Source organism: Agrobacterium sp. CFBP2214 (genome assembly GCF_030209895.1).
In the GTDB taxonomy this organism is placed as follows: Bacteria; Pseudomonadota; Alphaproteobacteria; order Rhizobiales; family Rhizobiaceae; genus Agrobacterium; species Agrobacterium radiobacter.
The window spans coordinates 23,276-39,226 of sequence record NZ_JARVRC010000018.1 but is presented as its reverse complement, the minus strand read 5'-3'; the positions used below and the strand labels follow the sequence as shown (position 1 = coordinate 39,226).

Annotated in this window: 11 protein-coding genes and 2 pseudogenes; 7 read left to right on the top strand and 6 right to left on the bottom strand. The window is 55.3% G+C overall.

Features of this window, described 5'->3' with window-relative positions; translation table 11 throughout:
• Window positions 1–249: 249 nt before the first annotated feature.
• Together QRN60_RS24030 and QRN60_RS24025 are read left to right on the top strand one after the other, a co-directional pair.
• Window positions 250–522, top strand: coding sequence for an usg protein (locus QRN60_RS24030; RefSeq protein WP_060726591.1), 273 nt, complete (start codon window positions 250–252; stop codon window positions 520–522).
• A gap of 93 nt (window positions 523–615) precedes the next feature.
• Complete coding sequence (locus tag QRN60_RS24025; RefSeq protein ID WP_060726592.1) at window positions 616–906, top strand: hypothetical protein; 291 nt, start codon at window positions 616–618, stop codon at window positions 904–906.
• 917 nt (window positions 907–1,823) lie between these two features.
• Here QRN60_RS24025 and QRN60_RS24020 read toward each other — a convergent pair.
• On the bottom strand, window positions 1,824–2,780 hold the full coding sequence (locus QRN60_RS24020) for a LysR family transcriptional regulator (RefSeq protein ID WP_087744404.1): 957 nt from the start codon (window positions 2,778–2,780) through the stop codon (window positions 1,824–1,826).
• 130 nt (window positions 2,781–2,910) lie between these two features.
• On the opposite strand from QRN60_RS24020, the gene QRN60_RS24015 reads away from it, so the two are divergent.
• Entirely contained in the window at window positions 2,911–3,870 is a 960-nt protein-coding gene (locus tag QRN60_RS24015; protein WP_060726594.1) for a quinone oxidoreductase family protein, read from the top strand.
• Window positions 3,871–4,251: 381 nt separating this feature from the next.
• Here QRN60_RS24015 and QRN60_RS24010 read toward each other — a convergent pair.
• Window positions 4,252–4,905 (bottom strand): annotated as a pseudogene (locus QRN60_RS24010) (serine hydrolase domain-containing protein); the annotation flags it as partial.
• Between the two features lie 277 nt (window positions 4,906–5,182).
• On the bottom strand, window positions 5,183–6,832 hold the full coding sequence (locus tag QRN60_RS24005; RefSeq protein WP_284767066.1) for a tannase/feruloyl esterase family alpha/beta hydrolase: 1,650 nt from the start codon (window positions 6,830–6,832) through the stop codon (window positions 5,183–5,185).
• Window positions 6,833–7,004: 172 nt separating this feature from the next.
• Here QRN60_RS24005 and QRN60_RS24000 point away from each other — a divergent pair, with 172 nt between their 5' ends.
• The gene (locus tag QRN60_RS24000; RefSeq protein ID WP_111785323.1) at window positions 7,005–7,226 is read left to right on the top strand and encodes a hypothetical protein; all 222 of its coding nucleotides are present in this window, start codon (window positions 7,005–7,007) and stop codon (window positions 7,224–7,226) included.
• Window positions 7,226–7,471, top strand: a complete 246-nt coding sequence (locus tag QRN60_RS23995) for a hypothetical protein (protein ID WP_060726604.1) — start codon at window positions 7,226–7,228, stop codon at window positions 7,469–7,471. The genes QRN60_RS24000 and QRN60_RS23995 overlap by 1 nt, the downstream gene beginning before the upstream one ends.
• 369 nt (window positions 7,472–7,840) lie before the next feature.
• Here the strand turns inward: QRN60_RS23995 and QRN60_RS23990 are convergent, their stop codons facing one another.
• From QRN60_RS23990 to QRN60_RS23980, 3 genes are all read right to left on the bottom strand, one after another.
• On the bottom strand, window positions 7,841–8,101 hold the full coding sequence (locus QRN60_RS23990; protein ID WP_087744399.1) for a hypothetical protein: 261 nt from the start codon (window positions 8,099–8,101) through the stop codon (window positions 7,841–7,843).
• A gap of 957 nt (window positions 8,102–9,058) precedes the next feature.
• Window positions 9,059–9,430, bottom strand: a complete 372-nt coding sequence (locus tag QRN60_RS23985) for a helix-turn-helix domain-containing protein (protein WP_236761794.1) — start codon at window positions 9,428–9,430, stop codon at window positions 9,059–9,061.
• 95 nt (window positions 9,431–9,525) lie between these two features.
• Complete coding sequence (locus QRN60_RS23980) at window positions 9,526–13,116, bottom strand: autotransporter outer membrane beta-barrel domain-containing protein (RefSeq protein WP_111785325.1); 3,591 nt, start codon at window positions 13,114–13,116, stop codon at window positions 9,526–9,528.
• A 613-nt stretch (window positions 13,117–13,729) separates the two neighbouring features.
• On the opposite strand from QRN60_RS23980, the pseudogene QRN60_RS23975 reads away from it, so the two are divergent.
• Window positions 13,730–14,227, top strand: a pseudogene (locus QRN60_RS23975) (transglutaminase-like domain-containing protein); the annotation flags it as partial.
• Window positions 14,228–14,336: 109 nt separating this feature from the next.
• Window positions 14,337–15,410, top strand: coding sequence for an AI-2E family transporter (locus tag QRN60_RS23970; RefSeq protein ID WP_060726608.1), 1,074 nt, complete (start codon window positions 14,337–14,339; stop codon window positions 15,408–15,410).
• Window positions 15,411–15,951: the final 541 nt, after the last annotated feature.

Genomic DNA, 15,951 nt, shown 5'->3' with positions numbered 1-15,951 from the left:
GACGCAAAATCCCCTACCGGACCGGGTGACCAATCCGGACGGGTGCGAACCTCAATCGAGCGTTCGCGGGCAAGATTTATTTTCGGGATTTTTCGATTTCAAGAGGGTGTTTTGGAAAAATTAGCACCCGGCGATCGCTGCTGCTAACGTGCTATAATCGCTAAGTAATTTTAACTGGTAATGCGGAATTGTCTTGATGCCGATCAAAATTTACGTCACCTTCGCCTTGTTACGAAATGGAGATGAAGCATGCAATTCTCATCTGACCTGGAGCGGCAGCTCAATGGCTACGGACTGACGACTGCCCACATCCTCTATCGCATCCCAGACTTTGAATCCGTTCTACAAACCTATGTCTGGCAGGATTACGATCTCGCGCCCGTTTTCCCCGAGATGCACAAGTTCCTGGATTTTTGGCGGGCGTCCCTCGATGGGCCGCTGCATTCGGTTCGCTACAGCCATCAGCGCCTGATCGGGCCCAACGAATGGCGGCGTGTCGATGGCGAATTCAGGCTGCATTAAGGCTTGAATCTGACTTTTCCACTTCCTAGCTCACCCGGCGATCGGGGCTTGATGAGCCCGATCGCTTTCCACGTCTGTACGGAGTGAGACCACATGGAAGAAAATATCAGGATCATCAAGAGTGCCAGTATCCCGGAGAGGGAGGAGATCATCACCGATTTTGCTCGTTGGCTTGAGACCACCTCGCAAGATGCGCTGGTCTACGGTGAGGGCCGTTTTGCTGTGATGTCGGCCAATATGGCACAAGCGATCCGCACAAACGCCGACGAACTTGCACGCGACAATCCCGAAACGACTGAACGGGTATTGCAGCAAGCTTGCGCGATGATCTCGCAGTTCAAGGCGGCGTACCCGCATCGCGTTCTCAGTCGATCAGTGCATTGACGATAGAGCAAATTGGAGTCGGTAAAATTTTGCAGCAGATCTTGAATCGCCCACACCGCATAGCCGAGATCTCACGCGGAAAGCGAAACCCCTTCAGCGGGGTAGTGAGCAAGGCATCTTCATGCCGGACCGATAATCCAAATGACCGGCTCAAACAACCTGGCAATGCCCCCGCAATCGCGCTTCACCATTATCGGGCGGTTGTTCAAAGCCGCTCGCAATCAGGAGAAGGAATATTTTTCTCTGATTTTACGGCTCCAAAAATTTTGCAGCAGAGCCGGGTTAGGCAGAAGCTGACATTCAGTCGCTGGCTTTTCAACTGCGTCCTCGCAGCTCGTACAGCCGTGCGTGGTCGACATCTCACTCGTACCCGTCGATATGGTAGTCTGCACCAGTAAGGCTGATATAGTATCCTGCATGGTTAGCCCGCATGATATGCTATTATATATCGTCGTTGCCAAGCCATGCAGAAGATTCTATATATTATCCTGTATTGATGGTATCTTATGGTGCAGGATAATGATTATCGCATAAAAGACTGAGCACATTACCCAGCAGATACGTGCAGCACGCGAGGCACGTGGCATGAGGTTAGCGTGATCTAGTCCTGGTGTATGCACAATGGGGTAAACGCAGGACGGTTATGCTGCGCCGCGAGCCAAATTTACTTTTTTGAATCTAGAGCTTTAGTCTTACGCGTTCGCTCGGTCGGCGGTTCAAGTCCCGTCAAGAGCAAGCCATGCATCTCACGAACCGCAAGCAATTCTTTCCATAGCCTCATGACAGCTTGATTCCGCCCATATCGAAATCCTCCTCGCGGTAGGGGAAACGATAGAACCCATGAAACTGGGTTGCCAGAAACGTCACGAATGCTTTGATCTGCGGGTTAGAAAACCGATGGGTAGCACTCACCCGGCTCAAAGGGCTTCACCATCCCTGAACGACCTAGCGGTGGGCGCAAGAAATTCAGAACTCTTCACTTTGCCGACCTCCTTGAAATGCTCGATCAATGCGCGGAAAGCTGGCGAGGTTCTTCGTCGGCTCGGGTAGTACAGACTGAAGCCTGGCAGGTCGGTCAGCCATTCTGTGAGAACGTCGACAAGGTTGCCGCCTTTGAGATCGCCGAGAACTTGAGAGCGGAGCAGAAAGCCCAAACCCATCCCGTCTATCACGGCTGACCGAATCGCCGCTCCGTCGTCAAAGATCAACGCAGGGTCAGCTTTGAACTCGAACTTCTGCCGGCCCTTTTGCAATGGCCACCGGAGCAGCCGCGATGAACTCTTGTAGCGATATGACACGATCCGATGGGCAGCTAGATCTTCTGGAACTAGAGGGATTGGATACCTCTCAAAGTAAGATGTAGACCCTGCAATCACGACAGCGGTCGACTTGGTCAATGGAAGTGCGACCATATCTTTATCGATAAGCGTTCCAAAGCGGATCCCGCCATCGAAGCCTTCCGCCACAATATCATCCAAGCCTTCATTTGTAGAAATTTCGATCTCGACATCAGGGTAGCGCTGACAAAAACTTGGTAGCGCGGGGCGGACGAAGCTTTCAAACGCGGCCGGAATCATCGTCAATCGGATGACGCCCGCCACCGTCTCTCTTGCTTCCTGCAATCTCACCAACTCCTCCCTGAGGTCGCGTATGGCCGGGCTCAGGATTTCCAGCAGGCGCCGCCCCGAACTGGTGGGTGCCACACTTCGGGTAGTTCTTGCGAGAAGAGAAACTCCAACTTTTCTTTCGAGCTGGCTAATCGTGTAGCTGAGGGTGGATTGCTTAACTCCAAGTTCGGATGCCGCGTCCGTGAAGCTTCCGCGGCGTGCAACGGTTTCGAAAACCGCCAGATCGCGAAGGATCAGTCTATCCATTTATTGATCTCCTCTATAAGCCTGCTCGAAGTGCAGTAGTTTATCAATATGTGCCCGGTCGTCTATCCTTTGGTGACGAACTTCCAGATTCGTAGCTGCATTGGGCGATAGACTTGGCAGGAGAAGAGAGATGAAGGCGGCCGTATACGATCAAGCAGGACCTCCTGATGTTTTGAGCTATAGAGACGTTCCCGACCCGACAGTGGGACCGGACGATGTCCTCATCGCTATAGATGCGATTTCTATCGAGGGCGGAGACTTAATGAATCGTCGATTCACACAACCTCCCAGCGGCTCGTGGATTGTCGGATATGCGTCTTCCGGACATATCGTGGAAGCCGGTGCAAACGTGAAGACTCGCAAAGTTGGAGACAGAGTTACTGCCTTTGACATGCAGGGTTCACATGCCGAACTCTGGGCCGTACCTGCGACCCGAACGTGGCTTCTACCCTCTGGGGTCGATGCAGCGTCGGCGGCAGCATTGCCGATATCGTTCGGAACGGCTCATCATTGCCTTTTTGCCAGGGGCGGCCTCCTTCGCAATGAGACGGTTCTCGTGCAGGGAGCCGCTGGTGGAGTTGGCCTCGCAGCAGTACAACTCGCAGCTCGAGCCGGGGCAACCGTGATTGCCGTCTCAAGTGGGGGAAAGCGTCTGGAAACAATATCGTCGCTTGGCGCTGATCACGTTATCGACCGATCCTCTGAAGACCTTATTCAAGCTGTGCAGAAGATCACTGAAGGTAACGGTGTCGATCTGGTGATTGATCCTGTTGGCGCCACCTTGCCTTCTTCGCTTGCTATCCTGGCGCCGGAGAGCCGTCTGGTGTTTGTTGGGAATGCGGGCGGTGGCAACCTGTTGGTGGATCTTTGGCCAGCCATGCAGTCAAATCAGACTTTGCTCGGGGTCTTCATGGGGCCAGTTTTAGAAAGGCCCCGGATGCGTTCGACGATCGACGAGTTATTAGTCGCGCTAGAGAACCGCGAGATCGAGGTCAGGGTCGAACGAGCCTTTCCCCTTTCCCAAGCCAGGGACGCCCATGATTTTGCGGAGAGGGCGAAGCCACTAGGACGCGTCATCATGGAGCCGTAATGGTTCCCGCGGCAGGCATTTCGGACCGTGCGGGAGTGGTGGGGCTGGTGGACGTGCAGATATAAAATCCGGCCCCAAAAACTTGAATCTTCATCGGAGCGGGAGGATCTCATTCAGCCACTCCACGCCGCCACGTTTGGCGGCTGGCGGCTTACTAGAGCAAATCCAGCGATCAATGAATCAATTGTGATGTGACGGTGCAATGCGAGGCTGATTCAACATCCACAGCGAAAAGGTGGATGATGGCAGGCACTGGATGATGACCTTCGATTGCGTTTATTGAAAGCGTCTGCTGCGGGCTTGTCGGCACGGCAGGTTGCGGCTCGCTTCGAGGTTGGCGTTTCGAAAGGCGGGGGTGCTGGACGTCGGTATCCACCAGAGATAACCATAACCCAGACCTTCCTTGCTCTTTGTCTGCTCAGGCGTAAAGCGTACTTTTATGCTTTCGGCGATCCAGGTCTCCGGAACGATCACCTTACCTTCCCATTTTCCGCCCTGAAGCATGAGTTGTCCCAGCCGGGCCATGTCACGTGCCGACAGGAAAAGGTGGTAGGCGAGATAACGCGACTGATTTTCGTATCCCATCATCCTCTGGCGGCTGAAGTCGAAATCGTCAAACCCGAGTGGCTCGGCCAGGTCCTCCTGCAGGGCTTGGAAAACGCTCTTGCCCGTGCGCTTCTCGAAAATAGCACCCAGAACGTTGAAATCCCAGTTATTGTAAAGGAAGACCGACCCGGGTTCGGTCTTTCCACGCCCTGGCGTGTTGTCATTGCCACCAGGGCTACCGGCAGCATGATAGACCCCAGAGCTGGAGGTCAGCAGGTCCTTGACTTTGGCGGTCTTCTCGATCGGCAACAGTCCGTCATCCTCTTCGATGCCAATCTCGCCGATAGACATATCGAGGTCGATCTTGCCTTCGGCCACATATTTCCCGAAGAGCATCGACAGCACGCTTTTCCGGGCCGAGGCGAGGTAGTTCACATCGGACAGGTTCCCGTATTTGTAGACGATCTCGCCATTTCTCACGACCATCATCGAGGTGGTGGCCATTGGATAGAGTTGCGCCTCCATATCCGCCAGCTTTGCCGGAGACCAGCGGGCTGACGGAATGTCCATTGCCGTCTTCCATGGTTTGCCGGTTGTTTTCTGGTGTGCGTGCGAGGGTGTGTCTGTTGCGGAGGCGCTTGCCGCAGCAAGTCCTGCCAGTGCAAGGGTCGAGCCCGCAAGAACAGAGCGACGCGACAGGTTGATATCGATGGCCATAATTGCCCTCCCGATAGATGTTGATTGTTTTTGAGGCCGAAGGCGGACCCTATTCGGTCGCGCAGGTGAAGCTCGAAGCCAGCGCCATATCGCCTTCGCCCTTATATTTCGGCCAACTCGGATATTCGCAAAGCGGTCTCGTTCGTCCCTTGGTGGCGGATTTCGTCGCATCCACCACGACCGGGCCGGAAGGCGGCACAGCATTTTCCACCCAGTTGTCAAGCGCCGTCAGATTGTCCCAGGTCGGAGAGAAGCGATCGCCGCCATGCGCAAGGCCGGGAACAAGGTAAAAACGAAGGAACTTTTGGGCTTTTTCGCGCCCCATCGTGGCTATGATGCTCTCATAGAGCCGGGCATTGCCGAGCGGGCTCACGCTTGGGTCGTCATTGCCCTGCAGCCATATGATCTTGCCGCCACGAGCACTGAAAGCGGTCCAGTCGGTGCGGGTCGCGCCGATCACCTCTGACAATTCGACGATCCGGCCCTTGAAACGACCTGGATTACGGATGTCGAAAGACAAAAGATCAAATGACTGATCGCGTGCAACGAAATTCTGCAAAAATTCAAAGGATCGGCTGGAATGATGTGCATTCGGCCCTGAGACGGGTGGAGTGCGAAGGTTTGGCTCCGATCCCACCTGCATCATAATTCCCCCAAGGCTGTTATAGCCGGGATAGGTGTCGATGCCGTTTGCGAGCTTGTATGGCAGCGTGTATCCGTCGTGATAGATCGCAAGCGTTTGCTCAATTTGCGCCTTGGTCAGGCACTCGTGGGAACTTCCTGCGCTTTCGGCCTTGCAGGAGAGGCTTTCCACCAACGCGTTGGATCGAGCGCGGCATCCATCCATGTTGCTGATCAATCCGTCTTCGGCCCCGTCCAGCCCATCGCAGGATTTAATTGCTTCCCTGGCGATCTTTTCAACAAGTGCGGGCGGTATCCAGCCGGCCGAATTGTCGTCATAGACTGAACGGGCAAGTCCTGCTCCCCAGAGCCTCAGACCGACGAAGTTGGCGGTGGGGTAATTTGTGAGAATACCATCATAGGCTTCCGGCCAGCGCGACGCTGCTGTCAATCCTTCGCGGCCGCCGGTCGAGCCGCCCTGAAAATAAACGCGTTTTATCGGCTGGTCATATCGTTCAGCAACGAGGACCCTGGCCACATCAAGCGTTTTCTTGATGTGCATATATCCGTAATTGAGCATTGCTTCGTCGTTGCGGGCAAAGGAAGCATCATCTGCATTGGGGGCTTGATGTCCTGAATCGCTTCCGAATGTCACATAACCCCGGGCGAGGGGGGTGGGCACGGTATCCAGTCCCAATGTCGTCTTCTCGGATGTTGGCGGCAGGGAACCATTGTAACCGCCGCCGCCATACTGGAGCATCTTGCCGTTCCACGCACTTGGCAGGTTGACCTGCCAGATAATCCTGGGCGCATTCTGATCGACCGGTCTGGTTTCCCCGACCACCTTGCAATATTCGCCGCTTTGATTTCCGGGATCGGCAGCGCCGACTAATGTCGCGGACAAAACCCTGGCGCCGGTGGTGGGGAGGGTTATGGCGGAAAAGGCAATTTCCTTGTTGGCCATGCCTGAGCAGAGCGCTTGCGCCTCCTGCGGTGCCGCAATTGCCGGCGATAATAAAGTATAGACAAGCGGGATCGACATCACTCCGCGTGACGCAGCCCAAAGCAGAGATGACATGATTTCCTCCCGGCCGGCCACTCCTATGTCCGGCAGCATTTTTCCTTGCTCAAACTAGCTATAAGAACTTCATAATGTGAAATGCAAATAATGGACGGATTATTGCGATGTGCACATGAGTTCCGCGGTTTTGTAAGCTGAGTGGGACGGGGCTGGCGATTGCCGCCATTGCGTGGAAAAAGAATATCCCACTTCCCAGCTTTGGTCCGCTCGGAGAAGTCAGCTCTGGCATGTCTTCGGCTTCCTGTTCGGCAGCGCCGCCGCCCTCGACGCGCTGGTCCACCAGACCTTCGTCGCGGAGCTGGTCGGCTCGGCCGTTTCGCGCGTCGCGATCGCCACTGTTGGCACCACATGGGCTTTCTCGCCAATGGCGCATCCTTCCTGGTTTCTCTGATGCTGCTGCGGCCGAACATGCGGGCGCCCCGCGGCAAGGGCAACTTCGTCGAAGACCTGCACTATGTCCGCGGCCGCCCCGATCTTGTCGCGATCCTGTTCATGCTGTTCTTCATCGGCACCTTCGACCTGAACTTTCCGATCTTCGTCTCGAAGATGGGCGTGCGCATCTTCCATGCGGATGCCGCCGGCTACGGCCTGCTGTCGTCGATCACGCGGTCGGGACAATCACCGGCCCATTCCTGAATGCCGGTTGCAACTGCATCGAATTCCGCAATCTGGTCGTCAGCACCACGGTATTTGGCCTCGGCTGCGCGTTGGCAGCACACGCGCCCGGCTACTGGCTCTTCGCGGCAGCGCTTGTCGTTACTGGCGTTGCCACACTCTCCTTCACCAACGCCACCAACAGCCTGCAGATCTGTACGACGAGACCGTCGCGGCGATTGCATAGCTGCGTTGCACAATAAATGTTTTCCTGTTGGTCAAAATTCAGGCATAACGCCTTCAGCTGATGCACATGACGGTCACCTCCCAGTTCCGTCGCAGCAGCTGTTCCCCTCTGGAGGTTTTAGATCTCCACACTTCATGGGCCGCGGTTTCCGCAGGCCCATTTTTTTATTCTTCGTTCGCCTCGTCCGACGATTCCGAGGGGTTTATGCCGAGGCGGCTTTTGCGCAGGCCCCGCCGCTCGGCAGCTTGAAGTGCGATTATATCAAGGTACCGTTCGCGCATGGCCTTTATGTCGATATCTCCCCGGATCCATTCCTCCAGCAGGGCAACGAAAGCGGGATCCTTGTCGATCGGCATACCACGCGCCGCCGCGCGATCAATCGCACGCTGCGCGTTGGCTCTGCGGGTTTCGGGGTCTGTGCTCATACTGCCTCGCCTGACATTTAGAATGACGGGAAAATCTAACAGGGGGTAATCCAGATCGCGACTTGAAATTGCTCTTCGTCAACAATATCTGTGCGTCACTTCCCGATGAGACGATGTTCTGCTGGCTGCAATCGCATCGGCGTTTGATGTTGTCCCGGGATCCAAAAGAAGGCGCTCCCCTCGCGGGTCGAGCGCCTTTTTTATTTCGGAGGCGACCGTAAACATGGTCCTGCACCTTGACCGAAGCCGCTTTGCAGACGAGACCTCAATCAAAACACTCCGTGGAAAAACATGCCTTTTTTTCTCGTAACGCAGACATCGCTGGTCGAAGCTCAGGATGAGCGAGAGGCCGCTCAAACGGGGGGCGACCGTCTCCGCTCCGGAACACAGGTCACCGTTTCGGTTAAATCCGATGAAACAACGATCACGCACATCGTTGTCCCCGCCATCGTCGAAGAGCCCCTTCCGATCCCACCCTCTGAACGCATCAATCCCTCGCGTGCTGGTGTTGCTGTCCCGGAAGCTGCCTTTGCCACACCGGGAAACAGAAAACTCATCTTGAAGCGTATGATGGTTGACGCGCTAGCCCTTCTGGGGCGCCGAACCTAGTCTCGTCCTCCAAGCATCGCGGCCGCCAGCATCTATCGTCTTCGATCGTCGGCTCGAATTGAACAGTGAGGATTGAAAAAGAAAAGCGGGCAGGTTGAACCCGTCGCAGACCGGGCCTCCTGCCGACGCTGTTGCTCAACCTCCGCCTGCGTCATCCCGGCTCAGCGATTTCAGCCGCGGCGATGTTGAGCCCGGAAAGCCAAACAGCCGATTTATGTCCGGAATTTGATGTCATGCGCTCCGCATTCGTCAAGCTGCAGCCTTTACCACGCAACTGGAAGGACGCGCATCCGACCTCATCGCGACGACGACCTGCGCAACCTCCATCATAGTCCGATCCTTTCGCCATTACCCTTCCTTTGTCTCATCGTCGTCGAGATCGATGAAAAGCTCGTCGAAAGCTCTCGGAGCCTCGATCGAATGTCTTGGAGCGGGTATGTCATCGACCAGTAGGCGCACGCTTTCCATGCGCGATTTCGGGATCAGCACAGAGACGAGATCAAGCGTATCGCAGAGTTCGGCAAACAGAGTCAGACGGTCCCTGCCCAAACGATTGTTGGCAAGGTCACGTTCCAGTTCCGATATGCGGGCACGATTTCGGCCAAGTCGCTCGGCGAGTGTCGGTTGGCTCAGGTCACGCTTTTTGCGGGCTGCGAGCAGTTGTTCGCCCAATGACTGAAAAACGGTAGTGGTCTTGCGGCGCGTGATGTCTATATCCACTGACTAGCCAACCGACCGCTTGTGGACACACGTGGTTCCCACTCGTGTAATTTTTTCCGGATGACGAAGTGCGTTTTACCGATAAGGTCAGCCTGTTACCACTTCATGCGCAAGCCCACTTGTACCTTGACGGAATAACTGTCGCCAAAGTCATTCAGGCTGGTCTGGACAAGACCTTCACCATAGATCGAGTACTTATCGTCATCCCAGCTATAAGTTCCCCCGAGCCCCACGCCGCCCCAGACACGATCATTGCGGCTGGCGAAGCTCATGCCCTGGACATCGACCCTCGCCCCTTCAAGGAACTCATAGTAGAGATTGCCAATGCCGTACACATGGGAGCGGTTGAGCAAGCCCTTGTCATTCTGCCACGCGCTTTCATGGTCAAGGGTCACACCGAGACGGCCTCGCAGGCTTTCTCCACGGTTGAGGCTGACACGGGCGCCGAATGCATCGGTAAACGCATCGAAATCGACATTGGAATACACTAGTTGGGCTTGCGGTGTGACTGACCAGGCTGGATCGACGGCCATGCGCTTGCCGCCTTCTACCGACAGCGTATAGCCAAACCCGTCATTGTCGTCGCTGAGGTTCGTATGGGCAAGGACAGAGTCGAGATCGCTCGTATACCAGGTCATCTGGCCCAGACCGTCTAGGTAGAAGCCATTCTCGCCATACCAGGTCAATGTACCGCCAAGACCGTAACCGTCCGTGGCGATCTCACCATCGCCGTAAACAGATTTGATATCGGTTTTGCCATGGGCGTAATGGATTGTGAACCCGCCAATGAGTTTGCCGCTTTCCGTTTCCGTCAACAGCCCATCAATGCCGGCCTGAAGCTTCAAGACATTCTGATCGTAATCGGTGCCACCTGAGGTCGAAAAACGCGGCTCGATGCTGTTATGCGCACCTTCGATGCGGCCCCACAAACCGCTTTCTTCGATTGCAGCGCTTGCGTCTTCCGAAGCGGCATAAGATGTGCGTTTAGAAGCGCCATTGCCGGCCCAAAAACGGTTACCGACACGTTGCTGCAACGTTGGCGCGCCATTCAAACCCAGCAATGCCTGGGGATATGCCTCATAGGTCGACACACCAGCCTGGTAAAGCGGGGAGGTCGGTGCCGTCGGCGTTGTCGGATTGGTCAATTGCGAACGCAAATACCAGTTACCATCATTCGGTGTCGATGCGCCCCCCTGATAGAGTTGATAGGCGTAGGCACCCGCTACGACCGCCTGCCTGTCGCCAATCATGTAATCGCCAATGAGCGAAAAAGAACCGCTGGAAGCACCGTTCACCTCGATGATACGGATACCTTCGCTGGTCTGCGCACCCGTCCCACCGAAATTGTTGACGCCGACATTTGTCGTGCCAGAAGTGTCGCCATTGACGATGACCATATCCGTCTTGGAGTTGTCGTCACCAAGAGCAACATCGAACAGCATCTGTCCGCCATTGCCGTTATAATTTCCACCGATGATGATAACATCGCCGACAGCATCATCTACCGTGGTGATGGTTCCGGCATTGGCCGCATCGCCGCTGAACGAATAGACCCCGGTTCCGCCGCCCGTTCCGACGAAAGTGGACGTTGAATCAATCGTCATATTGCCGTCGAAGGCGAGCGACGCCATGCCGTCAAGTGTAGAACCGCTGCTCAGGAACACACCGGTCGTTGCTTCATCCGGCTCGCCGACATGCCATGCGCCGTCGTCGATAGACAGATTGGCGCCATCCAAATTGACAACTTCCCAATTGACGATCTTGCCGCCATTCGTCGTCGCCGTCACATCCCTGAGCGTAAGCGTATCGATCATGCCATCGGCAATCGAGGTATCTTCGCCGCCGTCAAGCACCTGTGAACCATCATAGGTCGATGCTCTCACCACTGCCACATCGGAACCGTCCTGACCGTAGAAGCCGCCAGCCAGTCCGCCGGCCGTCCAAATGAACGTATCGTTGCCTTCATGGTTGGCAATACCGTCGCCGCTTCGAGCGTCGTCTCTGTCGTCACCGTAAATATTGCCGGTATAGGTTCCACCAGATAGACTGACGGTGTCATCACCGAGGCCAAGGATCGCATCACCGGTTACGGTGCCAGCGCTGTTAACTGCGACATCGCCCCCGATTGTGTCCGAAGCAATCGGGTTACCCCCGACACCGCCGTCACGAATGGCAATTCCGGACGTTGCCGTGACCGTTGCGGAAGATGCAATATCGACGGTCGAGCCGTTCGCTGCAATCGTTTGGATACCCGCGCCCGCGCCGCCACTCACCGTGCCACCTACGCTGACCAACGAGACGCCCGCACCCCTATTCCAAGCCAGAATGCCGGTTTTTCCAGCAATAGAACCCGCGGTCTGTCTTACAGTTAGATCGGTGGCACTGCTGCTGTTACGCGAATAGACACCGTAGTCACCGGAAGCGATCACATCGCCGGACAATGAAACCGTTGTTGAACCGATACCCGCATTGTCTGCGAAAACGCCATAGGTGCCGCCTTTGACCGTTCCTACCGTCTGGTTTACAACGATGTCCTGCGCTGTGCCCGCGTTGTAAGCGTAAAGTCCAGCGCGTTCGATTGCCGTGACATCGCCGGAACTGATGATCGTCGTTGAGCCGCTACCCTGATTATTGGCATACATGGCATACCAATTGCCCGAGATCGATCCTGCGGTCTGGGTGAGAGTGATATCCGCCCCGGATATGGAATTGTAGGCATAGATACCATAGGTGTCGTTATTAGCCGCGCCAGTCTGGGTCTGGTTGATAATCCCGGCCGTCGTGATCGACACAGCGCCGGCAGCCCAATTATCGGCGCGGATGCCATGCGTATAACCGGTTATCGTGCTGCCGGCTGCCTGGGTAATCGTGATGTCTGTCGCGTTAGCGAAATTTTGCGCCCATATACCGTTTTCGGTTGCACCGTTCACATCACCGGCGACAACGATTGTGGTCGTCCCAATTCCATAGTGTGTCGTAAAAATTCCGTTGCTCGCGCCAGAAATCACACCGCCCGTTTGGTTAACAGTCAGGTCGGTTGCGCTGCCGTCGTTGGTAACATTGATACCGTCACCAGTTGTCCCGGTCACCGTGCCCGAGGATGTGACTGTTGTGGAACCTGTACCGGTATTGCTAACATAGATACCATCGGCACCGGTGATGCTACCGTTCGAGGTAATTGCAACCGCGCCTGAAAGATCATTGATCGCCAAAATGCCCTGCCCACCAGAGGACATGATAGAAGAGGCATTTACGTCCGTTATGATGATCCCGCCGAGGGTATCGACACGTATGGCCTCAACAGCGGTGGACAAACCAAATCCGGGCTGCGTGACAATTGTTACTGGAGCAGGGGACAAAATAGCCACCGATGCATCGCTAGCGGTGCCTGAAGCAGCACCGGAACAACTCCAGGTTCCAGGACCTGAGGGATCGCAGCTACCTGCCAACGATGGCGAAGACCAAAGGAGCAAGGATACAAATGCTGCTGCAACCGACAAAGTCGTAAACGACAGCACCAAACCTGCTTCACAAGGCGCTACGCCGCCGGCGATCCCCTTATGCTTCCCCACCCGGCCACCGCGGATGAGCGTGCTACGTCGTCTCAGGTTTTCGTCAGAATTATTGAAGGAATTCTCAACCCCGTTAGACGGTTGATTCACTAAAAATGCTGCAGGCGCGATCATTCAAGCCCCCCGTTTTGCTTCACATTTCCTCCCGAGTGAGGTTGAGGAACGCTTTTGGTGGAACCATCTTCCCCGAATCAGTTTCGCCCAATGGTTGTTTCCAATGATTGAGTTCTATATATTACTAAAATATAATCAATGGTGAGTTTGAGGTTGTGTAATTGCTAAAAGACTTGAAAACGACGCAGCTGAAACGCCAAGTGGGGCTCGCGTCCTTCCATCGAGCTACCTAGCGTACCTGCATCAATATGCGGCCAGCAGCCAAGCAGGGGGCATAATGCTAGATTGCCGGCACTGCCTGCAGCGTTCTTGAAAAAGGTGCCCCGGTGCCAAGCGGGAGAAGACAAGAAGGATCCTGCATAGGCCATGTCGGGGAACCAGCAGTTGGAAAATTCGTTAGCGTCGAAGCCCCTGTGCCGACATATCAGGAATTTCGCAATGCCAAGGCACTTTATTCCACGTGCGCGACATGGAGGGACTTTCCATGGACACGGAAGGGACCATCCTTTTGACGGATGAGCACGCGAGGTGCGAAGCTGTTCAGGCTTCGAAGTAAATGTTGGCCGAGAAAATTCTCAAAGACGAAATTCTGGATGGCAGTGCGTTTGAAGTGGTGCTGGGCAGCCGCTACTGCGACACCGACCGGTTGGCGGACTTTGCCTGGAAAAACTTCTCCGCTACACCACTCGGCTGGCCCCGTGTTCAGGCGATCGTCGATTTCGTCCATTCCCGTATTGTCTTCAACTACGAGAAAGCCGATCCGCTGAGGACGGCTTTCGGCGGGTTCAATGACAGGACCGGCGTCTGCCGCGATTTCGCGCATCTTGCCATCACCCTCTGCCGCTGCATGAGTATCCCGACCCGCTATTGCACCGGTTATCTCGGTGATATCGGCGTGCCCAAAGACCCCAACCCGATGGATTTCAGCGCCTGGTGCGAAGTCTATTTCAGCGGCCGCTGGTGTACGGTCGATGCCCGTCACAACACGCCCCGCATCGGACGCATATTGATGGCGACAGGACGTGATGCCACAGACGTCGACTTGTCTACTGCTTTCGGGCCGGCAGTCATGAAACGGTTCGAGGTCGCTACAGAGGAGCTCACCGGATGACGACGGTTTAGCGTTGGCTTCGTAACTGGACAGCGCTATCATCGGACGGACAACCCTGCAGGCGGTCGCGTGGAAGCGAGAGGCGGGGTCAAGCCCAAAAAAGGCAGACATGTCTATTCAACGCACGAGCTTCTACGTCCTGCTGGCCTTTGTGACAGTCGCGTTCCTTTGGCTTGTCCTGCCCTATTATGGTGCCGTTCTTTGGGCGGTGATTCTTGCAACGATCTTCTTTCCCGTCCATCGGCGCCTTGAGCGCACTTTGAACGGCCGTGGCGGCATAGCCGCCCTCCTGACAGTGCTGTTATGCATCTGCCTGGTCATCCTGCCCGCAATGCTCATTCTGGGATCTCTCATTCGGGAAGGAACAAGCCTTTACCAAAGGATAAGCAGCAACGAAATTGATCTCAGCGCATATCTCGTTCGCATCCAGGACGCGCTCCCGCAATTTGCCGACAACTGGTTGAACTCTGTAAAGCTTGGCGGTTTTGCTGAACTGCGTGAGAAGTTATTTACGGGTTTCATGCAAACCGGGCAATCCATTGTGGGCAGCGTTATCAACTTCGGCCAGAATACGCTGAAATTGTTCATTAACTTCGGCATTATGCTTTATCTTCTCTTCTTCCTATTCAGAGATGGCGCGCAAATCGGCGAGACCGTTCGCAGCGCTATACCTCTGAGCGACGACTACACCCGTCAATTTGTTGAGAATTTCTCTGCCGTTGTGCGTGCCACTATCAAAGGCAACGTCATTATCGCGCTCATTCAAGGCACCGTCGGTGGCATCGCATTCTGGGCTCTTGGCATAGAGGCCGCCCTGTTATGGGGCGTGATGATGACTTTCCTCTCGATGCTCCCGGCCATCGGGACTGCGTTTGTGTGGGTTCCTGCCGCGATTTGGCTTTTTCTCACGGGCGCCTGGGTGAAGGGGCTGATCCTTGTTCTCGTTGGTGTGCTTATCATTGGATTGATCGACAATCTTTTGCGCCCGCAGCTGATCGGCAAGGAAACGCGGTTGCCGGATTATCTGATCTTGATCTCGACGGTCGGTGGTATCTCGCTGATCGGGATCAACGGTTTTGTTGTGGGCCCACTGATTGCCGCGCTATTTATTGCAGCCTGGTCGCTTTTCGTACAGCAGCAGAACGCCAGGAAGCCCGAGTCTACGGATTCAAACGCTGTCTGACGCTTTGAAAAGGTCTCCTCACCGCAGTCCCAAGCAGACGGAATGCCCCCACGCAGAATGGTGATCCTGCGCTCGTCGGCCGGTACGGACATCTGGTCTTCTATCAGGTTGTGGTGTCGCGAACAAAGTCGGATTTCGCTGCGTGTGACAGTGATCGAAAGCTTCCCGACGGTGAATTGCCCGGCGCCAGTCTCTCGTCTTAACCACAGGCCCAGCCCCAAGGCTTCCACAGAGGCTTTCCGGCCTTGTAATTGAGAAATAACGCACGACATGTATTGACAGGGACAGCTCGTTTCACGGGCGCTGCCGCCGAGGGGTTTTCCCCTGCCCCAACAAAGGAGGACGGCGTGTCTCCCAGTCCGTCACCGGAATACTCCGACCCCGTCCACATAGCGATGTTCAGAGATATCTTGAGAGCCGCAGGCTTTAGAGGAGTTGCGGTTGAGGTCAGTTCGGACGCCAAACGCCAAGCCATGGTCTTCCTGATTTCGGAATTCCGGAAGGGGAATAGAACAAGGACAGCATTGCTGTTTGCTCTGGA